A 25,352-nucleotide genomic window follows, 5' to 3' on the forward strand; every position below is an offset into this window, starting at 1 on the left:
AAGCTACCTCCTTTATATAAATTTAATCATTTTATTGATTTAATTTATAATAACATAACAAGTCTTTTTTTTCACTAATATCAAATATACTCTGCTCTTAATAAAATAGATAAAAAACTAGCCTTATGGCTAGTTTTTTTATCTATATTGAGGTCGAGCATATCCAACAATATAATTTTCAGTTAATTTATGAGATTTCCGAAGAACTTTTGATTCATCTGAATCTTTTTCGTAACTTGTATTTCCTTCAATTGTTATAATCTTATCATCTTCTACTTTCTCTATAATCGCGATATGATCAGCTATTCCATCGACGTTCCAATCAAACGTTACAATATCGCCTGGTTGAGGTGTAGCTTTTCCGATCCATATTCCTCTTTGTTTTAATAATCTAATATGATATGGAACATAAGCTTCTTTACCAATTAAATCGATAATACCAGTCATTTGAAACATAGATGAAACAAATATATCACACCAATCATCCCAAGTGTGAACACGATATCCACTATAACTTCTAGGGCCAGAATTATATTGATTAACCATATACTGATGACGATCATCAAATTGCTCTACACCAATATAACCTCGAGCTAACTCTAACAATAATTCTTTTTGATTTCCCACTGTACTTGGGTCAGGAATCCATACTCCATTTAAATCAACATAGTATTTATAATTGTCAACCCATTGATTTATAGCCATTTTCCCATCAGCTAACAAATAATAATGATCAATCCATTTACTTTTTATAGGAATACCATTAAAAAAATATTGCCAATCTCCAGCATCGTTCTTAATCCATCCTTCTTTACCTTTTGCTGCTTCTGGAATCCAACGGCCACTTTCATCAACATAGTATTTATCATTATCAATCCATTGGTTAACAAGCATTTCACCAGTTTCGCCAAGATAATAATCACCACGCCAAGCGTTTTTTACCCTTTTTTCAACAGGTTCGTAAAAATACCATTTCCCATTTTCTTGAACCCAATCTTTTTTCAACTTTCTTTCTTGAATCCACTTACCATTTTCACCAACGAAATAATGGTAATTCTCCACCCATTTATTGATTGCCATCTTTCCGTCAGATTCTAGATAATAGTCTCCCCTCCATACATTCGTAACAGGTCTGCTATTCTCGTAGTAATACCAAATTCCATCTAACTGTACCCAATATTCCTTTATTTTTCCTGGAACCCACTTACCTGATTCGTCTACAAAATAATTATTATGATCGACCCATTGATTTTTTGCCATTTTTCCATCAGTTAAGACATAATAATGATCAATCCATTTAGAAAACGCTTTTTGCTCATTTTTTTCGTAAAAATACCATTGATTATCTTCATATAACCATCCTTGTTTTTTTACATGATTTCTATCCCATTTTCCAAATGAATCGACGTAGTAATTCCCGTTATCTACCCATTTAGAAGTAGCCATTGATCCATCTTCTTGAAGATAGTAATCTCCTCTCCAAGCATTCTTTACAGGTTTTCCGTTTTCATAATAAAAGAAAGTTGCATCCAATTTTACCCAATATTCTTTTATCTTTCCAGGAACCCACACCCCCATACTATCTACATAGTAATTAAAATCATCTACCCATTTATCCTCAGCCATTTTACCGTCATCTAAAACATAATGATGGTCAATCCATTTATTACGAGCTATTTCTTCTCCATTTTCGTAAAAATACCAATATCCATTTTCTTTATTCCAACCAGATTTTTGTTTTTTACCCGGTACCCAGAGTCCAGATGAATCAACGTAATAGTTATGATTATCTACCCATTTATTTTTGGCCATTTTTCCATCTGATTCTAAATAATAATTATCTTTCCAACTTGAAGTTAATAATTCGTTATTTTCGGTATAAAAATACCATGAACCATCACTTTCTAAAAACCACCCTGATTTTTTTAAAGTAACTGATTCTTTATCATGAGGAAGTTGTGTAGTTTCTTTTTGAGCGGATTCGCCTACTGCTTCTTTGTTTACAGGAACAGTTTCATTTTTTTCTAAAACTGATGTCGAATATTTGTTATTTGTTGTTATATCTGTATTTTGAGCAAAAACTGCATTTTCACTGAATAATAATCCTAAAAATAATATTAATATTCTTTTAAAATTCATAATTCAACCTTCTTCTAATGTATTAATTTATTTCCACTATCATCAAAATAGAATGTAAAACCTTCACCTATAACTTGATTTACGTCAGAAATGATAACAAATGCTTCAGAGTCAATTTCATGAATAATTCTTTGAATCGGCATTAACTGTTGACGATTGATTACAACATATAAAACCTGTCTTTGCTGTTTTGAATAGAAACCATGTCCATTTAAAACCGTAATTCCTCTATCCAATTCTTTTTGAATTTTTCTTCCAATGCTTTCGAATTGGTCAGAAATAATAATAATCGCTTTTCTTGGGTTAAAGCCTTCTAAAACAAAATTGATTACTTTACTTGCAATAAATAGCATCATTAATGTTAAAACTGCCTTTTCAAGACCTATTACTAATGCCAGAGGAGTAACAATAAAAAAATCAATAATAAGTAAGGATGAAGAAACATTCCAACCTAAATATTTATTCATCATCATTGCAATAATATCAGTACCAGCTGTTGTCCCTTTCCCTAAAATTACGAGTCCAAGCGATACACCAAAAAATACTCCTGCAGCAATTCCTGCAACAACTAAATTTTCCGGTATAAAGCCAGGCCATTCTTGAGTAAATTTTATAAAAAAGGATAACTCAAACACTGCTAAAACAGTATAAAACATTGTTTTTTTCTCTAAATATCGATATCCAACCATTAACAAAAAAACATTTAAAACTAAACTCGACAGTGATGGATCAATATTCATTGTATAAAATAAAAACAAAGTAACACCAGTAATACCGCCTTCTCCAAAATGGTTTGCTATTACTATTGCATTAATAGTATATGAAAATATAAAACATCCTAACGTAACAAGAAATAATGATTTAAAAATGTCTTTATCTAAAAATCTTTTCAGTGTAATCTCCTCCTTATTCAGGCTCTCTATAAAATCTTCCATAAAAATTTTCAGTACTAATTTGGTTTATAATCGCACGTGAATCTGCTTCCCTAATTACTTCAACCGCATCTCTTAATTCATAGGAGGAAAGAACCGTATGTAATAAATACATTTTTTCCTGACTAAATCCACCAATAGCTTCCACACAAGATATACCATGTCTAATATTTTTAATATAAGCTTGCATTACATCTTCTCCATACCTTGTTGTAATTTGAAGCGTTACCCTATGGTACCGCTGATGGAATGTACTAATTGTCTTTGTAGATATATATTGAAAGATGATAGAATATCCTGCATTTTTCCAACCAAACAACGCTCCAAATATCACTAGTAGTATAGTGTTAAAAAAGAAAACTTCCTGCCAAATTGTTTTTCCCCTTTTATTGGATGCATATAAAGCTATAAAATCCATTCCCCCCGTAGAAGCATTTCCCTTTAGTGCTAGTGAAACATACAACCCATTTAAAACTCCTCCAAAAATAACGTTTAACATTAAATCGTCAACAAAAATAGGTTTAAAATCTAAAATTCGTATAAAAAAACTCCCTATAAAAACTTGTAAAATAGAATAAAATGTAAAACGAGCACTTATTCCTTTATAACACAAAATAGCAACTGGAATATTGAATAGTATTAACAAAATTGATATAGATAATTCAGTACCAAATAGACTAGCAATTTGATTCATTAAAATAGAAATACCTAGAAATCCACTAGAAAGTAAATTTGACGGTTGGATAAATACTTTTAATGTGAATGCTTGTAAAAATCCCGAAATAATAACGGCAATCAATGAAATAAAGTGACGAAATAGTTTGTTTTTACGGTATTTACGATAAGAGTATTTTTCAAGTAACTTCATGAATGCTCACCTACTTTGAAACAATATTCAATTCCATCTCTCGTAGGAACTTTTAAATAGGCATCATAATAATGAAAAGAAACTTGATTCATTTCTAAATAGAGAACAAGATTTTCTAGCTCCTTCATATTAGGAACTCGCCATTCAATCGTTGAAAGCCCATAAATACTCTTACTTTTCTTATTCGTTTCATTCCAGGAATTTATTGCTATTGAATATCCATCACGATTCACTTTAAAGTTTTTTCGTTTCGTTACATAATCATATGTTGTTTTAAACGAGAAGTTGTTTATTAAAAACTCAGTTGTTGCTTCTACGTCCATCACATTATAATGAAGTTGAGTAATTTTTGCACTTACGGGAAATTCTTCTGAAGCTTCATCAATACCATCAATAAATTCGTGCAACGAACGTTTCATTTCATTTCCTTCTAGATATTGATCAACTTCCTGAGAAGGATTATCTTCAACAACCATAAATTTCAATCGATTTCCCTCTGGATCCATAATATAAAAATTAGTTGTATAACCATCGAATCCTGAACCTATAATCGTTTGTTCTTCCATAATAAAATGATTAATCAATTCACCAATTTGAGAAGATTTTGCCAAACGAAAACCTATAGAATAAGTTGTTAAAAATGAATCAGAGTCACCATTTCCTTGGACTAGTTTAAAAAGTGGGATACTCCCTCTTCCATGACCAATCAAAACTTCATTATCAAATTCCTGCAAAACAGAAAGACCCATTATTTGTGTATAAAATTTTTTCATTACGGTTAAATTTCGAACTGTAATCGAAATTAAAGAAATCGTCCACTCTTTTTTTGACTGTGGAACAACAAAATCTTTCATAAATTGTATCAAATTACGCATGATTTATTTCCTTTACAAAAAAATGGGGAGGAATAAAATTGTTCCTCACCCACTCAAAATTTTATCCTTCAAAAGCAACAGTTAATGGTGGTACTACTTGTTTTTTACGAGAAACAACTCCTGGTAATGTAAGTAATCCATCTGTATAGCTTGAGTTGAACGCTTGGGCAACTTTGTCTTTATAATCTCCTACAACTAAAACTGTTGAAACGCTTGTTAAGATATTTGTAATTACAAAAACAAAAGTATCATATCCATTTTCTGAATTTGCAGCTCTCATACTTTCTTCTAAGGCCTCTCTACGAGCTAATAGTTCTTCAGGGTCTACAACATTTACTTGAGCAATACGTAAATTCGCTCCCCCCATTGGGAATGATTTAGCATCTAAGTCAATTAACTCCGCTTCAGATTTGTCACCAAGATTTGTTCCGGCTTTTAACATTTCTAGACCATAGACATTAACATCAATCTCAGCAATGTTTGCCAAATCGGTTGCTGCTTCAATATCTTGTTGAGTACATGTTGGAGATTTGAATAATAAAGTATCCGAAACAATTGCAGATACCATTAATCCAGCAATATCTTTAGGAACTTCAACCCCATATTCTTTATACATTTTGTACAAAATGGTATTCGTACATCCAACAGGTTCTGCACGATAAAATAAAGGATTTGCTGTTTGGAAATTTGCAATACGGTGATGATCCACTACAAATTCAACTTCTACTTTTTCTACGCCAGTTGCGCTTTGTTGTACTTCGTTATGATCCACTAAAGCAACACGGTTTGTCTCTTGTGAAATATCCCCAATAACTCGAGGAGCTTCTTTCTTGAAATAATTTAATGCATATTGTGTTTCTTCATTAGGAGTCCCTAAGGCAACTGCTTCTGCATCCTCACCTAATTGACGTAATAAGAAAGCATATGAAATTGCTGATGTAATTGCATCAGTATCTGGATTTTGATGTCCGAAAACTAATAATCTACTCATTTTGTGGCCTCTCTCTATTTAAATTTACATTGACAATTTTAACATAATTACCAATTAAAACCAACAAAAAATGCACTTATACATAAAATTTGAACATAAAAAACTGCTATAGCTTTTACACTATAACAGTTCTTTCATTAGGCGTTTAAAAATCCTTTATAATCATCAGTTCTTAAAATTCGTCGAGCATTATCCACACGTTCTTGAGTTGGCGGTTCAATATGATCCAATTTATATGGAATTCCTAAGTTCTTCCATTTATATACACCCAGTTTATGATAAGGTAAAATCTCAAACTTCAATACATTTTTCAGTTTACTTACAAATTCACTTAATCGGATGAGATATTCATCATAGTCTGAGCGTTCTGGAACTAACACATGGCGAATCCATACGGGTTGCCCTTTGTCTGATAAATACTCTGCTAGTTGAAGAATATTTTTATTCGTCCATCCTGTTAATTTCTTATGTTGGTCATCATCAATATGCTTAATATCTAATAAAATAAGATCTGTATATTCTAATAACTCTTCGAATTTTGAAAAGAATGGTTCGTCATACGTGAATGGCATTCCACAACTATCTAATGTTGTGTGTACTCCAGCTTTCTTACAACGCTTAAAGAAATCGATTAAGAAATCAATTTGCAATAAAGGCTCTCCTCCGCTGACAGTTACGCCACCTTTACGTCCCCAGAATGCACGATATTGCAATGCTTGATCGAGTAATTCTTGAGAAGTAATCGGATGACCGCCCCCAATATTCCAAGTGTCTGGGTTGTGACAAAACTCACAACGCATACGACAACCTTGCATGAAGGTTACAAAACGGATACCTGGTCCGTCTACAGAACCAAAACTTTCTGTAGAATGGATATATCCAGTTACTGGTTCACTCATCATTATTCCTCCTATCTTTTCTCTTCTAGTATATCACAATTCGTGTCCTTTAGGGCTGTTTCGATTAAAAAACGGATGGACGATTTTGCCCATCCGTTTTCGTAATTTCAGCAATGTTGCGAGTCATCCTCGCACTTTGTGTAATCTGGTTCGGTCTCCTTGAAATACTTCTACTTCGAAAAATTTAGTCGGATGCTTGGCATCCTCTTAAATTTTCCTCCAGTGGTCTATTTTCAGAACAGTAAACCTCATACCTTAAGATTACATGCTTTCGTGCATTGTACGGTTGATTACGTCTAATTGTTGTTCACGAGTTAATTTAATGAAGTTAACTGCGTAACCAGATACACGAATTGTTAATTGTGGGTATTCTTCTGGGTGTTCCATAGCATCTAATAATGTATCACGGTTGAATACGTTGATGTTTAAGTGGTGACCACCTTTTGAAGCGTAACCATCTAACATAGAAACTAAGTTTTCTTCTTGTACATCTAATTCACGTCCTAAAGCTTTAGGAATGATTGAGAATGTATTTGAGATACCATCTAATGCATATTGGTAAGGTACTTTTGCTACTGATGATAATGAAGCTAATGCTCCGTGTGTGTCACGACCATGCATTGGGTTAGCACCTGGTGCAAATGGTTCGCCAGCACGACGTCCATCAGGAGTGTTACCTGTCTTCTTACCATAAACTACGTTAGAAGTAATTGTAAGGATAGAAGTTGTATGTTTAGCATTACGGTAAGTTTTATGTTTTTTAACTTTAGTCATGAATTCTTTCAATAACCAAATTGCGATTTCGTCAGCACGATCATCGTTGTTACCATATTTAGGGAAGTCGCCTTCTACTTCATAGTCTACAACAACGCCATCTTCATCACGAATAGTTTTAACCTTCGCATATTTAATAGCTGATAATGAGTCAACCGCTACTGAGAATCCAGCGATACCAGTTGCCATTGTACGTAGAATTTCAGTGTCATGTAATGCCATTTCAATTCTTTCGTAGCTGTATTTATCATGCATGTAGTGGATGATGTTTAATGTATTTAAGTATAAACCACAGATCCATTCCATCATGTCATTGTATTTTTCCATTACTTCGTTGTAGTCTAAGTACTCTGAAGTGATTGGTTGATATTTAGGACCAACTTGTGCTTTAGATTTTTCATCGATACCACCGTTGATCGCATATAATAATGTTTTCGCTAAGTTAGCACGAGCTCCGAAGAATTGCATTTGTTTACCGATACGCATAGCAGATACACAGCAAGCAATTCCGTAGTCATCGCCCCACTCTGGACGCATTACATCATCGTTTTCATATTGGATTGCAGATGTATTAATAGAAGTTTTAGCTGCAAACAATTTGAAGTTTTCTGGTAAACGAGTTGACCATAGAACTGTTAAGTTTGGTTCTGGAGCTGGTCCTAAGTTTACTAATGTGTGTAAGAAACGGAAACTGTTCTTAGTTACTAATGGACGTCCATCTTCACCAACACCGGCAATAGATTCAGTTACCCAAGTTGGGTCTCCTGAGAATAATGCGTTGTATTCAGGTGTACGAGCGAATTTAACTAAACGTAATTTCATAACGAAGTGGTCAACAAGCTCTTGAGCTTCTTGTTCTGTTAATGTTCCGTTTTCTAAGTCACGTTGTACATAGATATCTAAGAATGTTGAAGTACGTCCTAGAGACATAGCCGCACCATTTTGTTCTTTAATAGCTGCTAAGTATCCTAAGTATAACCATTGAAAAGCTTCGCGAGCATTTGAAGCTGGTTTAGAAATATCGAATCCGTAGATGTTACCTAATTCTTTTAATTCTAATAATGCACGGTATTGTTCTGAAACTTCTTCACGTAAACGAATTACATCATCAGACATAGTGCCATCGCCAATGTTAGCGAAGTCTTTTTGTTTTTCTGCGATTAAACGATCAACCCCGTATAAAGCTACACGACGGTAGTCACCGATGATACGTCCACGTCCGTAAGCATCTGGTAAACCTGTGATAACACCTGATTTACGAGCTGCACGCATTTCTGGAGTGTAAGCATCGAATACACCTTGGTTGTGAGTTTTACGCCAGTCACGGAAGATACGAGAAATTTCTTCATCAATCTTGAATCCGTAAGCTTCAGCTGATTGCTCACTCATACGAATACCACCGAATGGTTGTAAGCTACGTTTGAATGGTTTTTCTGTTTGGAAACCAACTACTGTTTCTAAGTCTTTGTTTAAGTATCCAGGACCGTGTGAAGTAATTGTTGAAACTACTTTAGTGTCTAAATCTAAAATACCACCAGCTTCACGTTCTTGCTTGTTTAAGTCCATAACTTGTGCCCATAAAGCTTTAGTAGCTTCAGTAGGTCCAGCTAAGAAACTGTCGTCTCCTTCATAAAGTGTGTAGTTTTCTTGGATAAAGTCACGGACGTTAACTTCTTCTTTCCATACTTTACCTTTAAAACCGTTCCATTGTTCCATATATTTTTCCTCCTTAGATAATTGGTTGTGAAACTTATAACAGCTATCTACACAAATATTATAACACAATTAAATCTAAGTGCAATACAAAAGTGTAAAAAAATACAAAGATTTTGTTAAGTATTGTTATAATAGCTATTTTAAGACAGTTTTAGTTGTGAAAGATGTATTATAACAGTGTGTTTTGCTGTACTATAATTTTGAAACAGAATGAAACATTTCACAATATGGCATGATTATTCACAATCTATCCTTTTTTTATCTTCATTTTACTAATAAAAAAAGAGCATTATCAAACTAAATTTGATAATGCTCTTTCAATTTAGCGTTTCAGGAGGGATTCGAACCCCCGACCGTTCGCTTAGAAGGCGAATGCTCTATCCTGCTGAGCTACTGAAACAGTACTAAATTATTATACCTAAAGACGAACATTCTGTCAATCGATTTTACAGCCTCATTCCGACTCTTCGGTTTCTTTTTCTTTACCCTCTAGTTTATGCTTTTTTGAAAACAACATAAAGGTATAGATAACCAACATTACCACCGCCATGATCAGCACTCTTGCTGCTAAGGTAAAATTATATAAAGCTGCAATGGCACTTAATGCAAAGAAAATAATAGTCATATTTTTAACTGTTTCAAGAATGGGGCGTTTTCTTCCCATTGGATTTGGTCTATTATCCATTCGTTACTCCTTTGTTTCCTTCGTTTTATACATTAATAAAGCTGAAGCAATTGCTACGTTCAGTGATTCCGCTTTTCCAAACATCGGAATCGTCACTACGACATCAGCTAGTTCAATTACATCCCTAGAGACCCCTTGACCTTCATTACCAACAACGATAGCTACATCTGTTGCTCCTTGTAAGTCTGAATAATCCTTTGAGTTTCGATGCAATGCTGTAACAGCCACTTGAACACCCTTCTCTTTGAGTATTAGCAAGTATTCTTGTAAGTTCGCTTGGAAAACTGGAATATGAAAATGACTTCCTTGCATTGAACGAAGAACTTTGTCGTTATATAAATCAACCGTTCCTGTTCCTAAAATAACCGCATCAAATCCAGCAGCATCTGCTGTTCTCACAATCGTTCCTAAATTACCAGGATCTTGAACCGCATCTAGCACAATTAAGCGGCCTTTATGAGGTAATATCTCCTGCTTAACAATTTCAACAACTGCTAAAATCCCTTGAGTCGTCTCCGTCATTGATAATTTATGGAAGACGTCTTGTGATACAACTAGCACCTGTACATCTGTTTGAGCTAACAGATTTTCATAGTCTTCAAGACGATTACTGGTAACCACTATCAACTTAATCTGAGCTCTTTCTTTAATCGCTTCTTCAACAAGGTGTTCCCCTTCAAGAAGATACATCCCTGCTTTCTTACGACCTTTTGCAGTCTGAAGTTTGACAAGCTCCTTAATTTTTTCGTTCTTAGTTGAACTAATGCTTTCCATATAACTACCCTTTTAATCCTTCTATTGTATTAATGAATTTTTTTACTTCTGTCTTTTGATTTTGATGAAATCTACATTTCATCGGTACAACGAAAGTCTCCTCTTTCTCTAAAAAATGCAATATTAGTTTCGGATTTCCTAAGAGCCTCCTCTCAAAAGAAACTTTTTGAATACGATTTGATGGGATAACGATGGGTCTATTTGCTCTCCAAACACCTTCTTTAGAAGTTTCAAACAGAACGAAACCATCTTTAGCCCAAAAGAGTACAAAGGTTTGCTCTTCTTTTTCTAAAGCAACTAAGCTATCAGCATCCGTCATTTCAAATCCGAAGAAACTAATTTGACTTTTTAAATCCTCGATGATTTCCATTCTTATTCCCCTTCTTTCGTTTCTGGGTTGATTTCTTAGAACTTACTTCTTTCTTTTTCGGTTGTGTGACTGGTTTTAATTGTCCTGCATAAAATTCAAACTGAACCAGTTTATGTTTTCCTGCAACTTTCTTCAAGTCTCTTAGTTCACGGTCGTTCACTAGACTCAGAACTAAACCATCTTTCCCCATCCGTCCTGTACGTCCAGAACGATGTGTATATTGATCCGTTGAGTCTGCAAGATCATAATGAATAACAAGTGGTAAATCTTCAATATCCAGTCCCCGTTGTGCTACATCGGTACTAAGTAAGAACGGAATATGCCCTTTTTTAAATAAATCAATCGCTTTTTTACGTTCCGTTTGATGAGCATCACTTGATAAAAGTGCAACTGGGACTTGATGAAACGATAACTTTTCTCCGAGTAACGCGGCGTTTGCAATCGAATTAACGAAAACTAATGCTTGCTTTGCATTTTCTGAGAATGCTAACTTTCTTAATACTTCGTCACGTTTTCTAGTTGGACATTCAATATATCCATGAATTACATTCGCATGATCAGCGTTTCCCTCTGAAACTTCCACAAAAGTCGGTTGTATATTAATCCATTTATTCACTTCTTCTAAATTTTTATTCTTGGTCGCAGAGAAACATAACACTTGTCTTTCAGAAGGAAGCTTCTTCACAAGTTCTCTCGTGTTGTTCAATTGCTCTGGATCAAGTAAATAATCTGCCTCATCTAATACAAGCAGTTCTACTTGATGTAGCTTTAATTTACGGAGTTTTGAAAGTTCTAATAGTCGACCAGGTGTTCCAACAACAATTTCTGGTTTTTCTTTTAACTTCTCTACTTGTCGTTTAACGTTTGCTCCACCCGCTAAAACTTGTACACGGATTTCTGACGATTTCCATTCTCTAATCACCGTTCCAATTTGTTGGGCTAATTCTTGTGAAGGCGCCACAATCAAAGCTTGGAGTGTCCTATCTGCTTTTACTCTTTCCAAAATAGGAACGACATACGCTAATGTTTTCCCAGTCCCTGTTGGTGAGATGGCTACGATATCTGTCCCCTCTTTAATCAGTTCTTGTGTCTTTTCTTGTATCGGTGTTAATGTGTGGAAGCCATGTTGCTCCCAAATAGTCTTTGTATTCATAAGTGTCCTTTCCGATAACCATTGTTCTTTTGAGTCCTATTCATTTTAACGAAGAAACTCCTATACTTCAAATAGTTTCAACGTTTCTATAAAAAAGAGAACTGCTGTTACACAGTTCTCTTTACTATTTTCTATTAAAGTGCCATTTTCTTTTCTAAATATCGTTGCCCTTGTTCAAAAAGCAAACAGATAATCCAGTAAATAATTGCTACTAAAATATAAACCGTCATATAGTTTTGTTCACGACCACCTACAATTTTCGCATTTTGGAAAATATCAGGTAGTGAAATCATCGCAACAAGAGATGATCCTTTAATCATATCCAGTAACACATTACTTAATGGTGGTATTGCAATCCGAAACGCTTGAGGAACGATTACTTTTTGTAAAGTTTGACGATAACTCATCCCAAGAGACATCGCTGCTTCCCATTGGCCATTATCCACTGCATCCATTGCCGAACGCAACACTTCAGAAATATACGCGCTACTTGCAATACTAAAACAAAGAAGCGCACAAACTAAAGCTGGTAATGTTATTTTTAAGAATGGTAAACCAAAATATAGTAAGAATAAAAACACAAGAGTTGGTGTTCCACGCATAAAGGACACATGAAACGTTGCAACCCATCGTAGAAAACGAAATCTGGAGCGCCTCATTAATACGAGAGTAAATCCTAAAATCGTTCCGAATACAAAGCTTGTTAATGCGACTCCTAATGTATATCCTAATCCACTAAGAATAAACCAAAAATTGTTAATCGCAATACTGATATCGATGATTTTATTTAACATATTAGTCTACATCTGAAATATCGATTTTTTCTGTTTTAAATTCTTTAGGTTCTGTTACGTCTTGACCAGCGAAGAATTGTTCAGAGATTTTTTTCAATGTTCCATCTTTCTTCATTGCATCCATCGCTTCATTGAACTTATCACGTAATACAGTGTTATTTAATGAAATTGAGAAGCTTGAACTATAAGGGTTTGCGTAAACACCTTCATTAATTTTAATGTCGTATTTATCTTTAGCAAAAGCGACCGCGATTGATTGTAAGTAGTAATCGTTGATGATTACATCTGTACGTCCGTTAACTAAATCAGACATATATACATCATTAGTTACGTTGTCATAAACAACTAATTCAGCACCAAGTTTTTTAGCAATCTTCATGTAGTTTGTACTAGCTGCACCTGCTGCTTTTTTACCTTTTACATCAGCCCAAGAATGGATGCCTGAATTATCGCTTCCACGAACAACCATTGATGTAAATGAGTATTTATGAGGTGTAGTGTGCAAATAGTCATCGAAGTTTTTTGCACCTTCTTCAATTGAATAGTTGGCGATATCTGTCATACCACTATCTAAAGCTGTTAACATTCCGTCAACACCCATTTCCGTAAATTCAACTTTAAGGTTTAAACGCTTCGCAACTTCCTTCATGATTTCCACATCGTAACCAGTTAGTTCATTATTATCATTATGGAATGATTGTGGATATAAAGTACCTGCTGTTGATACTTTAATGACACCAGATTCAACAATTTTATCCCAGTTTGCTTGCGCATCTGAAACTGATACAGTTGTTTCCTGTGTTTTTGTTGTGTTTGCTCCGCATGCAGCTAATAATGTAGCTACAGCAACGAAACCAGCTTTCATCCATTTTTTCATTGGTTTAACCACCTTTTATTTATTTTTCAACAATCAAAAAGATAGCACATCCATCCCAAAAAAACAAAGATTAAGTCTTGAAAAGAAAACAAAAAAATGAAACAGATAATTTACCTGTTTCATTTTTTAGTTTTACTCTTAATAATTTATTCATTCTGAAACGTTGTTATTATATTGCTTGCAACTTTTTCAGAGATTCCAATCTTCCGTAACTCCTCAACACTAGCATTTTTTATTGCGGTAGTAGTCTTAAAATGACTTAAAAGTTTCTTTCTAATTTTCGGTCCTACTCCATCTATTAACTCCAATTTCGAGGAAAAAGTATTCTTGCTTCTAACTTGTCTATGAAAAGTTATAGCAAATCGGTGAACCTCTTCTTGGACTCTTTGAATCAATTGAAAGGCTTGTCCTTTTCGATCCAGTTCGATGGGAGTAAATTTTTCTCCATAAATTAAAGAAGCTGTTTTATGTTTATCATTTTTAACCATCCCACAAACCGGAATAGATAAGCCTAGTTCATCTTCTAGAACTTCCATAGCAGCTTTCATTTGAATTTTTCCACCATCCATTAAGATTAAGTCAGGAAGGGCAGATTTTTCTCTTAGCAATCTGGAATAACGTCTTCTAATCACTTCTTGCGTCGTCGCGAACTCATGGCTTCCAAGGACCGTCTTCACCTTAAATTTTCGATAATGTTTCCGATCGGGTTTTCCATCTCGAAAAACAACCATAGCAGAAACAGGATTCGTACCTTGAATATTTGAATGGTCAAAAGACTCAATCACTGACAACTTTTCAAGTCCAAGAGCTTGTGATAACTCATCTAAAGCACCTAATGTTTTTAACTGACTCTGCTCTTCTCTTCTAAACTTCTCTAATAAAGAAATCTCACTATTTTGAGTCGCTAAGTTTAGCATTCTTTTTTTAGATCCTCTTTTTGGGGATACGGCTTTTACACCCAGTGTCTCGGATAGTAAATCAATATCTAAAGCATCCGGAACTAAAATTTCTTTAGGTAAAATATGGTTTTGATCTTCATAAAACTGGATAATAAAGGATAGAACTTCATCTTCAATTTGATCATAAATAGGAAACATCGCTGCTTCCCTTTTAATAATCGTTGATTGTCTTAATAAAAATACTTGAATTGAAATCCATCCTCGATCAACAAAGTACGCAAATACATCTCGATTCGTGAAATCAGAACTCATTATGTTTTGCTTCTCAACCGTTGCTTCAATGTAATGAATTTGATCACGATAATCCATAGCTTTTTCGAATTCCAATCGTTCAGAGGCCTCTAACATTCTCTGATTCAAATCATCTTTAATGGCTTTTACATCTCCATTTAAAAAGCGTTGAATTTTTTTTATTTGTGTTTTGTACTCTTCCTCAGAAATTTCATGGTCGCAACAACCGATGCACTGTCCTAAATGATAATAAAAACAAGCTCTGGTTTCATTCTTCCCACATTTTCTTAATGGATAAATTTTTTGAATGAGTTGTTGGGTAGACGTAGCAGCAGTTACATTAGGGTAAGGCCCAAAATAAATTCCTCCATCTTTTTCAACTTTGTGAGAAATCACTAATTGCGGATCCCTCTCTGAAGTGATTTTTAAATAAGGATACATCGTCCCTTGTTTCAACTTAATATTGTAGTACGGTTGATATTTTTTTATCAGGTTAATTTCGAGTAAAAGAGATTCTTTATTTGTCTTTGTCACAATATACTCAAAATGGTGGATTTCACTAACTAGTTTTTCAGTTTTCGTATCATGTGCACCTCTGAAATAAGAACGAACACGATTTTTTAAATTCTTGGCCTTCCCAATATAGATAATCTCATCGTTACTATTTCTCATAATATAGCAACCCGGTAAATCTGGAAGATTCTTAAGTTTGCTTTCAATCAATTCACTAGCCATTTAATCTTCCTTTCATTCAAGACTAATAAAAAGTACATTCTATTTATAAAGCCGTTTTATATACCTCATAAGCAACTTCAGGAGTCACATCCCCATGTTCAGATAAAGCGACCTTCTTATGACGTTTTAGTCCTTCCACTAATGCTGGGATTACTTCTTCACCTAAACCTACATCACTAAATCGAGTAGGAGCACCTAGAGATGAGAAAAATATTTCTGTATTTGTAATAGCTTGTTCAACAATTTCATCGTCTTCTCCATGAAGTCCCCAAACACGTTTCCCATATTGAACTAACTTATCCCATTTTTGGTTTTTTCTAACTTTCATCATCGCTGGCAATACAATTGATAATGTTCTTCCATGGTCTAATCCATGATTTAAAGTGATTTCATGACCTAATGCATGAGAAGACCAATCCGTCGGAACACCTAAATTAATTGTCCCATTTAACGCATTAGTGGCACACCACATAAAAGTAGCTCTATCGTTATAATCAATATGATTTATATCAATAATACGAGGAGCAATCTCAATCAACGTTTGAAGGATACTTTCTGCATAACGATCTTGAAGAATCCCTCCTACTGGATAGGTTAAATAATTCTCCATTACATGGATGAATGAGTCTAAGAGTCCGTTTACTAATTGACGTTCAGGTAATGTATAGGTTAGTTCAGGCTCTAATACTGAAAAAACTGGAAACGTCTTTGGCCCTCTAAAACTTACTTTTGCATTTTTTTCAACAAAACTAATCACTGCTCCAGAATTCATTTCAGAACCAGTTGCTGGTAAGGTTAAAATCGTTCCAAATGGTACAACCTCTTGAACGGGTAGTCCTCTTCCAATTCCCCACCCAAATAAATCAATAGGATCTTGATCAAATAGACTAGCGGCTGAAACAAATTTAGTTCCATCAATGACAGAACCACCTCCGATTGCAAGTAAGTAGGTAAAACCTCCTTCTCTTACTTTATGGACAGCCTTCATTAACGTTTCAAATGTAGGATTTGCCTCTATTCCCGAAAACTCATCCCAATCTCGCCCTCCAAGAGCCGAAACTGCTCTGTCAAAAGCTCCATTTTTTTTGACTGATCCTCCACCATATAAGATGAGGACTTTTGCATCTTTAGGTATTTCGTTATCAATTTCCTCTATACGTTTTTTTCCAAATAAAATTTTTGTTGGATTTTGAAAAGTAAAATTTTGAATACTATTTTCCATTTCTCTTCACCTCATGCTTTATCAAATGATGTTTACTAAAAATAATTGACTCTAAGACTTCTAACAAAATAAACTGGACAATGCCCAGCTTACTTTTCTATTATCAATGAATCTTTGATAAGATATATTTATTTAACCTTTCCGCTGAAATCTCTTTTTCCAATTTTGAAACTTCAATAGGACTTAGAGGGATTTCACAAGTCTTATTGCCTTTATCATCATAAGAAACAACTACTTGCCCCACCTCTTCTCGATACTCGCGAACTACTTTTGAAAACAATAATGATAGTTCCTTTTCAACTTCTACCGCACAATGCTCTCTTAAAAGCTGAAATTGTTCCGCGATAATAGAAGGAATATAGTAACAATCTACTAGTGTCATTTCTTCTTCTTTAGATTTTTTATTGGATTTTTTACTTTTTTTCATAAACACCCTCGATTCTTTCTTCTTTTTTAGTATACAAAAATTCAAACAATAAGGCAAAAACATTAATTTTTCTTAATTTAATTGGTGCTGTTTTCCAAATACTTTAATTCATGGTAAAATGGGTTGGAAATATACTTTTAAGGAGTCAATATGCTTACAATAAATATGCTAACTCGTGCAGACAGCGTCAAAGGTCAAGGAGTGATGTCTGCAACAGAGGAACAAATTAATTTAGTGACTGAAGGTCTTAAAGGATACAAAGTAGTTGTAAACCAATTAAAGATTGCTGATATTAATCATATTCATACAATTAATCCAGACTTTCTGTTTAAGTCATTCTTAAACAATAAGAAGCAACCAACAATAGCATCAGTCCATTTCTTACCTGAAACGCTTGAAAAGAGTATTTCTCTTCCAAAACCAATAAAAGAATTGTTCTATAAATATGTTTTATCTTTTTATAAACAAGCCGATTATTTAGTAACTGTGAATCCACGTTTTATTGACGACCTCGAACGATATGGAGTTGATCGTTCGAAAGTTACCTATATTCCAAACTTTGTATCTCGTGATACCTTTTATAAAATCACTGATCAATCTAAAGGTGAATTAAGAAAGAAATTTGGACTAAATCCTGATCAGTTCACTGTTGTGTCAGCAGGCCAATTGCAAATGAGAAAAGGTGTTCTAGAATTTATCGATTTAGCTGAAAAAATGCCTGAAATACAGTTCGTTTGGGCTGGAGACTTTGCTTTTAAAGGAATTTCTGAGGGACGAAAAGAAATTATGGAACATATGGATGATCTTCCTGATAATGTTCATTTTCTAGGATTGGTTGAAAGAGACCAAATGAATAAATTTTTTAATATGGCTGATGTCATGTTACAACTTTCTTTTGAAGAATTATTCCCTATGACTATTTTAGAGTCCATGAATGCTAATATTCCTCTTCTATTACGTGACTTACCTGAGTACAAGCCAATATTATTTGACTACTATTTAAAAGGGACAAGTCAACAAACGTTTAAAGAACAATTAACTAAACTTAAAGAAGATCCTGAGTACTATGCTATGGCATGTGAAGGCTCAAAACGTGGCGAACAATTTTACTCAAAAGAGAGTATTCTTCTTCAGTGGCAACAATTTTATGATAAAGTTGCAACAGAAAGAAATTTAAAATCATAAAGGAGCAACAATGACAACCAACGAAATTAAACAAGGAAAGCCACTCTCACCTACCGCTCAGAAGGTAATGAATATCGCTTCTATTTTAGGAGCAATTGCGACAGTCGTATTCATTGTTTGGGCTTGGCAAAAAGGCTTATTCACTTCTGAAGAGACTTTATCTGCATATATGTTACAGGCTGGAATTTGGGGGCCACCAATTTTTATCTTTCTCCAAATCTTACAAACAGTTGTTCCAATTATACCTGGCGCTCTAACAAGTATTGCTGGAGTTTATATTTATGGAAATATTATCGGGAATGTCTACAATTACATCGGTATTATTATCGGTTCAATTATCGCATTCTACCTTGCACGTCAATACGGTCAACAATTCGTAAAATCAATGGTAAGTGAAAATACTTATAATCGTTATATTAATTGGCTAGATAAAGGAAAATGGTTTGACTACTTTTTTGCTTTTATGATGTTCTTCCCAGTTTCTCCGGATGACTTTTTATGTATGTTAGCTGGTTTAACAAAGATGACTTATAAAAAGTTCATTATTATTATTCTAGTCTTTAAGCCGTTTACATTAGCTGCTTATACCATCGGATTAAGATTCATCATCGATTGGTTCTGGGCATTCTTTAAATAAACAAATCCCCCTGAGAATTTCTCTTCTCAGGGGTTTCTTGTTTTAATAATCTTTTTTGAATACTTGAACAGTTGCAATCACAATCCCACTAATAAATACACTTAAAGCCAATAAAAGGCCAGCAAGTAATAATGGGTTTTTACTTAAGCCTCGTAGCCATCCAACAAAAGTGCTTGTATCCTCATCATTAAAAGACAATATACCTTCATTATTAGCTTCAGACGTAGTTATAGCTTCTTCAGTTGTTGTTTCTTCTACTACTTTAGTAACCTTATGAACATTACTTTTAATCGCTTTTGTTAAAGTTGGAAAAGTATTTTCAACGATAATTTCATCGCCAACTAACTTATAGGTTGGTTTTGAATCGCCTTTGGTAATAGCTTTAATATCTTTTTCTACTTTTATTTTCTGACCATCAATTTCATGAACACCAGCTTTTAAAACTGTTTCTTCACGATATTCCGTAAATGCTTTTTCTAAAATAGCATTCCCAAATTGAGCTCTATAATACACGCTAGTATTATAATCACTCCAACTCCCTACTCCCATTAACACTTCGATTACTCGTCTGCCCTTTTCTTTGGCTGTAATAACATGGTTCAAGGCTGCGTTTGGAGAAGATCCAGTTTTAAAACCATCAACATGGAAATACCCTTGATTCATACCGCTTGCTAATTGGTTTAATGTGTAGAATGTTTCTTCTACTACCGTTCCTTCCATTGTTGTCACTGCTGGCTCTCTGGTAATTTCAAGAAATTCAGGGAAATTTTTTAAGAAATAATAAGATAAAGTTGCTAAATCTCTAGCAGTCGTTTGATTATATTCATCCGGAACACCTTCCACTGTATATAATCCACGGAACGCAGATACTACTGCTCCACTTGGATTATAGAACTTAGAATTCGTCATACCAAGTTCTTTTGCTTTATCGTTCATCATTTTAATATATTCTTCATTTGATTGACTGATAGCGTGCGAAAGCATCACAGTAGCTACATTTGAGGAAGGATACATCATTAAATATAATAAATCTCTAACTGGATATTCAATACCTGCTCTAATTTGATTATTACTAATATCATCAATTGTAGAAATAGCCCTGTCTAATTCTGTCGCTGTAATTTTCGTATCTAATGTAATTTTCCCAGCCTTAATAGCTTCATATACTAAATATGCTGTCATCAGTTTAGTAGTACTAGCAGGATCCCATAGTTTATCAATATGGTCACCGTATAAAATTTGACCAGTTTCAGCATCGACTAAAATGGCACTTTCTGGTCGATAATACTCACTAACATCATAACCATATCTTTGAGTGATATCGAAAATCTCATCTTCAATAGAAAGTTCTGTTGATTTTTGCTGAGTCATTTCTTCTTTATTTTCCAGAGTGACCGTTGTTGCTACTTCAACTGTTTCTTCTACAACAGTAGTTTGCGAAACCGATTCGTTCGTCGTCTCCTGCGCTGAAATCGGCGCTAAACTAATTAATACAAAAATACAACTCAGCACTCCAAGTAGAAACTTTAAAGTTCGTTTATTCATCACTATTCTCCTTACAACACATTTTATTCTAATAAGATTCTCTCCAGTTTTCAAATAGAAAAAGCAAAATCATAACAATTTTGTAATCGTTACGAAATTTGCTTCCAAAATTTTTCCACTCTATTCATTAATCTGTTGAATCTTTCAATGCGTCTATCTACTATCGAAAATGCTAATACATTTTCATCATCTAATTCGAAAGTTCCAATAATAACTCCTAATTTTTGGAATTCTTTTGAAATACACTCAAAAAATTCTGCTAAAGATAGATGGGTACAATTACTTAATCGTTCATCAAAGGAAATCTCTTTTAACTGTTTTAACTGTTTGAGTTTTTTTATGACTGTGTCAACATTATCTCTCCAGTATATTCTTTTTGCATAAGATTCTTTTTCTAAAATATGGAGTAGAATGAACCAATAATCGTCCAATAATTCCTCTTTAGTAACATTAAAATCATCATTCCACTCATCACAATCTTCTTGGAACTCTTCCAACAAAAGTCTAGGATCCTCAAAATAATTTTCTAATAATTCTTTTACGCTTTGATTATCGTCAGTGATAATTTCCGAAATTTGGAGATAACAATCTTCATCGGAATCACTATCCACTTCGACAGTTTCACTATCAAGTGTCTCTTCAAATTCGAATTCATCTTTCCTTTGACTCTTACGATTAAATAACCACATAATTTTTCCTCCTTTTATGGAGTTCTTTAGATTAGTATAACAAACAATTTTCCAAGAATAAATATCAAATTAAAAAAGCAGAAAGATTTCTCTTTCTGCTTAACAATCTGTTTAAATAGAATCCCCATTAAAAATAGAGTTTTTTACAATCACATAATCCACTTTACGAATGGCTTCAATATCTTTTCCGCCTGCATATGAAATTGATGATTGCAAATCTTGTTGCATTTCAATTAAAGTATCTTGAAGCAATCCCTTATATGGAACGACAATTTTTTTCCCTTCCACATTTTTACGTTCCCCTTTTTGGTACTCAGAAGCACTTCCAAAGTATTCCTTGAATAATTGACCATCCATTTCAACAGTCTTACCTGGAGACTCTTCATGTCCTGCAAAAAGTGAACCAATCATAACCATTGTGGCACCAAAACGAATAGATTTAGCAATGTCACCATGCGTACGAATTCCACCATCTGCAATGAGAGGCTTACGAGCAGCTTTAGAGCACCAACGTAGAGCCGCTAATTGCCATCCACCAGTACCAAATCCTGTTTTAATTTTTGTAATACATACTTTTCCAGGTCCAATCCCTACTTTTGTTGCATCTGCCCCAGCATTCTCAAGTTCACGAACGGCTTCTGGCGTTCCTACATTTCCAGCAATTACAAAAGTTTCTGGTAAATGTTTTTTTATATGACCAATCATATCAATCACAGAATTTGAATGACCATGGGCGATATCTATTGTGATATAGTCAGGAACTAAGTTTTTTTCTTTTAATTCTAGAATGAAATCATACTCTTGCGGTTTTACACCCACACTAATAGATGATATTAAACCATTCTCTTTCATTCGTTTTACAAATGGCAAGCGACTTTGCTCATCAAAACGATGCATAATATAAAAATAACCATTCTTCGCTAAAAACTCTGCTACAGATTCATCAATAATTGTTTGCATATTAGCAGGAACTACTGGAAGTTTAAAAGTGAACTTCCCTAATTTTACTGTAGTATCACACTCCGAACGACTATTTACAATACATTTATTTGGGACTAATTGAATATCCTCATAATCGAATGCATTTAACTCAAACATAAATTTCCTCCTATATCGTTAATGCGTACGTAGGTAGTATACATGATTTTCTACTATAATGCATGTAATTATTTCTTTCCTAATAAAAATATTTTTACAAAAAAATAAGCCTGGGATAAACCCAGACCTATTTCAACGAATTAATCTTTTCCACTTCCGAATAAACGAAGGATATCTAAGAAGATATTGATAAAGTCAAGATATAATTCTAAAGCACCTAGAATGGCAATTCCTTCAAGTGCTGATTGTCCTTCGAAGTAATCATACATTCTTTTTAGTTTTTGTGTATCATAAATTGTTAATATGATAAAGATGATTAAAGAAATACCTGACATAATCCACTCTACCATAGAGCTACGGAAGAAGAATAAGTTAAGAAGACTTGCAAGAATTAGACCTATTAAAGCGCCCAATGCTTGTTGACCCCATCCAGTTAGGTCTTTTTTTGTTGTAAATCCTACAACAGATAGCCCTACGAACAAAGCACATGTAGAAGCAAATGCTTGAACAATACTTCCTAAATCATATACAAAAGTTAATGTAAAGAATGTTAACCCTGTTAGTGCTGCATACAAGCAATACATGACCATATAGCGAATAGGATTTCCTAGGTTCTCGTAATTAGGTCGCATTAAAAATACAAGAACTAATTGCAATAAGAAAATTCCCCACATTCCATATCCATGTGTTGTTACCATGAAATTATAAAATAGACTGAATAATGCCGGAGTCGTGCTAAATAAATAAGCAACAACAGCAGAAATTGCAATTCCTCCAAACATCCATCCGTAGACTTTCATGAAAAACTGATTTCTTCCTTCAATACTAGATTGAACACCATAATGATTATTTTCCATTATTTCGCCTCATTTCAATTTAATATAAACGTATTATAGCATATCTTTTACTAATCCGTAAATAAATTGTTCTGGTTCAAATGGTTGCAAGTCATCCATCTGTTCACCTAATCCAATGAATTTAACAGGAATATTTAATTCATGACGAATAGAAAGGATCACTCCACCTTTTGCAGTTCCGTCTAATTTCGTTAAGATTAGTCCTGTAATGTTGATTGTCTCTCCGAATTGTTTTGCTTGCACAAGAGCGTTTTGTCCAGTTGTCGCATCTAAAACTAATAAAGTCTCATCTGCTCCCGTTTCAATTTCACGGGAGATGATACGATTCATCTTTTCTAACTCTTTCATTAAATTCACTTTATTTTGAAGACGACCCGCTGTATCGATTAATAAATAATCAAAGTTTTCTTCCTTCGCTTTTTTAATCGCATCAAATACAACAGAGGATGGATCTCCTCCTTCACGCCCTGATACAACAGGAACGCCAACTCGTTCGCCCCATACTTCCAATTGTTGAATTGCACCTGCACGGAATGTATCTCCTGCAGCTAGCAACACTTTATTGCCTTCTTGTTTTAATCTCCAAGCGATTTTACCGATAGTTGTTGTTTTACCAACCCCATTCACGCCGACAAACATTAACACAGTTGGACGACCTTCTGCTTTCTTCAATGCAGATAAGTTGTCTTCCCCTTTTTCGTAAATGTCGACCATCTTCTCAATGATGACTTCTTTGACTTGGCCAGAAGTTGTAGCATTTTTTAAACGAACTTCATCTCTTAAGGCGTCCGTAATCGCCAAAGTCATCTCAAAACCTACGTCTGAAGAAATAAAAGTCTCTTCTAAATCTTCAAAGAAATCTTCATCGATTTCTCTGAAGTCTGCAAGAAATTCATTCAATCGTTCTGAGAAACTGCGACGCGTTTTTTCCATCCCTTTGTCATATTTTTCAATTACAATTGATTCTTTCTTTTCCTCATGTTTAATGACTTCGTCTTCACCAGTAAAGGCACGTTTAATTCGATCAAATAATCCCATATTTTCCCCTCACTTTACGCTTGTTTATTCATTTCTATAATATGATAAATAGCCTTAGCAACACCTGAGTCCTCATTCGTTGATGTTACATATTTTGCTACATCTTTGACTTCTTTTGAGCCATTGCCCATGGCTATTGGATAACCGACAACTGTTAACATTGGTAAGTCATTTTCCTCATCACCACATGCTGCCATTTCATCCAGTGAGATTCCTAGAATATCTCCTAACATCTTTAAGCCATTTCCTTTTGAAACATGTTTTGGAACAACTTCTAATAAAAATGTTCTTGATTTCATACAGTTGAAGCGTTTGAAGAATTCTTGTGGTAATTTTGCAATTCCTTCATCCAAGATGTCTTGAGCGATACAAAGAACAGCTTTATTAAAGATATGTCCCTCTTCGAAATCTTCTGGATTCTTTTGTTCAAACGTAATTGGATGCGGTAATGTATTATAAATTGACGGACGTCCTTCTGGAGGCGTTGGCTCATAAGCTCTCACCGTATCAACCATGACTAACGGAAGCCCTACTTTGGTTACTTCTTCATGACAATACTTCATATCTTCTACAGTGTGTCCTGTTTCATAGACGATTTCTCCATATTTTGTTTTTTGAATCAAACCACCATTGAAGTTAATGGCGTAATCATCATCTCCCATCAGGTCTAATTCTTCAAGTAAGTGAACAATACTTACAATTGGTCGACCTGTACAAAGAACTACTTTAATCCCATTTTTTTTGGCTAATTTAATAGCTTTTTTATTTTCTTCAGTTATCTTTTTTTCACCAGTTAATAATGTTCCATCTAAATCTAGTGCAATTAATTTAATCAACTATAAAACTCCTTTAAGCACTTCTGCTTTCATTATACGCACAGTG

General features: G+C 34.2%; 24 protein-coding genes and 1 tRNA gene. 2 read left to right on the forward strand and 23 right to left on the reverse strand.

The window, feature by feature from the left end:
• Nucleotides 1-138 precede the first annotated feature (138 nt).
• From ACO5V7_RS03660 to ACO5V7_RS03740, 17 genes are all read right to left on the reverse strand, one after another.
• Complete coding sequence (locus tag ACO5V7_RS03660) at nt 139-2,139, reverse strand: CHAP domain-containing protein (protein ID WP_485485095.1); 2,001 nt, start codon at nt 2,137-2,139, stop codon at nt 139-141.
• A gap of 14 nt (nt 2,140-2,153) precedes the next feature.
• Nucleotides 2,154-3,074, reverse strand: coding sequence for a YitT family protein (locus tag ACO5V7_RS03665; RefSeq protein ID WP_485485096.1), 921 nt, complete (start codon nt 3,072-3,074; stop codon nt 2,154-2,156).
• Complete coding sequence (locus ACO5V7_RS03670) at nt 3,046-3,939, reverse strand: YitT family protein (RefSeq protein WP_485485097.1); 894 nt, start codon at nt 3,937-3,939, stop codon at nt 3,046-3,048. The genes ACO5V7_RS03665 and ACO5V7_RS03670 overlap by 29 nt, the downstream gene beginning before the upstream one ends.
• Nucleotides 3,936-4,814, reverse strand: coding sequence for a VOC family protein (locus ACO5V7_RS03675; protein ID WP_485485098.1), 879 nt, complete (start codon nt 4,812-4,814; stop codon nt 3,936-3,938). The genes ACO5V7_RS03670 and ACO5V7_RS03675 overlap by 4 nt, the downstream gene beginning before the upstream one ends.
• A 61-nt stretch (nt 4,815-4,875) precedes the next feature.
• Nucleotides 4,876-5,805, reverse strand: coding sequence for a manganese-dependent inorganic pyrophosphatase (locus tag ACO5V7_RS03680; protein ID WP_485485099.1), 930 nt, complete (start codon nt 5,803-5,805; stop codon nt 4,876-4,878).
• Between the two features lie 137 nt (nt 5,806-5,942).
• Complete coding sequence (gene pflA, locus ACO5V7_RS03685; protein ID WP_485485100.1) at nt 5,943-6,704, reverse strand: pyruvate formate-lyase-activating protein; 762 nt, start codon at nt 6,702-6,704, stop codon at nt 5,943-5,945.
• Between the two features lie 261 nt (nt 6,705-6,965).
• The gene (gene pflB, locus ACO5V7_RS03690; RefSeq protein WP_298645711.1) at nt 6,966-9,194 is read right to left on the reverse strand and encodes a formate C-acetyltransferase; all 2,229 of its coding nucleotides are present in this window, start codon (nt 9,192-9,194) and stop codon (nt 6,966-6,968) included.
• 326 nt (nt 9,195-9,520) lie between these two features.
• Nucleotides 9,521-9,594: transfer RNA gene (locus tag ACO5V7_RS03695), tRNA-Arg, on the reverse strand.
• Between the two features lie 54 nt (nt 9,595-9,648).
• Nucleotides 9,649-9,879: a hypothetical protein gene (locus ACO5V7_RS03700; RefSeq protein ID WP_298645714.1), complete on the reverse strand. Its 231-nt coding sequence runs from the start codon at nt 9,877-9,879 to the stop codon at nt 9,649-9,651.
• Nucleotides 9,880-9,882: 3 nt separating this feature from the next.
• Nucleotides 9,883-10,653 carry a TrmH family RNA methyltransferase gene (locus ACO5V7_RS03705; RefSeq protein ID WP_485485101.1) on the reverse strand — a complete coding sequence of 257 codons (771 nt, stop codon included), beginning with the start codon at nt 10,651-10,653 and terminating at the stop codon, nt 9,883-9,885.
• Nucleotides 10,654-10,657: 4 nt separating this feature from the next.
• Complete coding sequence (locus tag ACO5V7_RS03710; protein ID WP_485485102.1) at nt 10,658-11,023, reverse strand: hypothetical protein; 366 nt, start codon at nt 11,021-11,023, stop codon at nt 10,658-10,660.
• Nucleotides 10,989-12,176 (reverse strand): DEAD/DEAH box helicase, encoded by a 1,188-nt coding sequence (locus ACO5V7_RS03715; RefSeq protein ID WP_485485103.1) that lies wholly within the window; start codon nt 12,174-12,176, stop codon nt 10,989-10,991. Before ACO5V7_RS03715 ends, ACO5V7_RS03710 begins: the two co-directional genes overlap by 35 nt.
• Nucleotides 12,177-12,310: 134 nt before the next feature.
• Nucleotides 12,311-12,958: an amino acid ABC transporter permease gene (locus ACO5V7_RS03720; RefSeq protein WP_314073251.1), complete on the reverse strand. Its 648-nt coding sequence runs from the start codon at nt 12,956-12,958 to the stop codon at nt 12,311-12,313.
• Nucleotides 12,959-12,971: 13 nt separating this feature from the next.
• Nucleotides 12,972-13,847 carry a transporter substrate-binding domain-containing protein gene (locus ACO5V7_RS03725; protein WP_314073208.1) on the reverse strand — a complete coding sequence of 292 codons (876 nt, stop codon included), beginning with the start codon at nt 13,845-13,847 and terminating at the stop codon, nt 12,972-12,974.
• 146 nt (nt 13,848-13,993) lie between these two features.
• Nucleotides 13,994-15,772 (reverse strand): excinuclease ABC subunit UvrC, encoded by a 1,779-nt coding sequence (uvrC, locus tag ACO5V7_RS03730; protein WP_485485104.1) that lies wholly within the window; start codon nt 15,770-15,772, stop codon nt 13,994-13,996.
• Nucleotides 15,773-15,815: 43 nt separating this feature from the next.
• A complete protein-coding gene (locus ACO5V7_RS03735; RefSeq protein WP_485485105.1) occupies nt 15,816-16,994 on the reverse strand; it encodes an iron-containing alcohol dehydrogenase in 1,179 nt (392 codons plus the stop codon).
• 103 nt (nt 16,995-17,097) lie between these two features.
• Nucleotides 17,098-17,421: a hypothetical protein gene (locus tag ACO5V7_RS03740; RefSeq protein ID WP_485485106.1), complete on the reverse strand. Its 324-nt coding sequence runs from the start codon at nt 17,419-17,421 to the stop codon at nt 17,098-17,100.
• A 150-nt stretch (nt 17,422-17,571) separates the two neighbouring features.
• Between ACO5V7_RS03740 and ACO5V7_RS03745 the strand changes: the two genes are divergently transcribed.
• Nucleotides 17,572-18,606: a glycosyltransferase family 4 protein gene (locus ACO5V7_RS03745; RefSeq protein WP_485485107.1), complete on the forward strand. Its 1,035-nt coding sequence runs from the start codon at nt 17,572-17,574 to the stop codon at nt 18,604-18,606.
• A 10-nt stretch (nt 18,607-18,616) separates the two neighbouring features.
• Nucleotides 18,617-19,243, forward strand: a complete 627-nt coding sequence (locus ACO5V7_RS03750; RefSeq protein WP_005605322.1) for a TVP38/TMEM64 family protein — start codon at nt 18,617-18,619, stop codon at nt 19,241-19,243.
• A gap of 42 nt (nt 19,244-19,285) precedes the next feature.
• On the opposite strand, the gene ACO5V7_RS03755 is transcribed toward ACO5V7_RS03750, so the two are convergent.
• From ACO5V7_RS03755 to ACO5V7_RS03780, 6 genes are all read right to left on the reverse strand, one after another.
• Nucleotides 19,286-20,788: a serine hydrolase gene (locus ACO5V7_RS03755; protein ID WP_485485108.1), complete on the reverse strand. Its 1,503-nt coding sequence runs from the start codon at nt 20,786-20,788 to the stop codon at nt 19,286-19,288.
• Nucleotides 20,789-20,877: 89 nt separating this feature from the next.
• Nucleotides 20,878-21,477 carry a DUF6630 family protein gene (locus ACO5V7_RS03760; RefSeq protein ID WP_485485109.1) on the reverse strand — a complete coding sequence of 200 codons (600 nt, stop codon included), beginning with the start codon at nt 21,475-21,477 and terminating at the stop codon, nt 20,878-20,880.
• 111 nt (nt 21,478-21,588) lie between these two features.
• Entirely contained in the window at nt 21,589-22,575 is a 987-nt protein-coding gene (gene guaC, locus ACO5V7_RS03765) for a GMP reductase (protein WP_485485110.1), read from the reverse strand.
• A 140-nt stretch (nt 22,576-22,715) separates the two neighbouring features.
• Entirely contained in the window at nt 22,716-23,432 is a 717-nt protein-coding gene (locus ACO5V7_RS03770; protein ID WP_485485111.1) for a Bax inhibitor-1/YccA family protein, read from the reverse strand.
• A gap of 33 nt (nt 23,433-23,465) precedes the next feature.
• Entirely contained in the window at nt 23,466-24,470 is a 1,005-nt protein-coding gene (gene ftsY, locus ACO5V7_RS03775; protein ID WP_485485112.1) for a signal recognition particle-docking protein FtsY, read from the reverse strand.
• Between the two features lie 14 nt (nt 24,471-24,484).
• A complete protein-coding gene (locus tag ACO5V7_RS03780) occupies nt 24,485-25,306 on the reverse strand; it encodes a Cof-type HAD-IIB family hydrolase (protein ID WP_485485113.1) in 822 nt (273 codons plus the stop codon).
• Nucleotides 25,307-25,352: the final 46 nt, after the last annotated feature.

This window comes from Granulicatella sp., assembly GCF_057274575.1.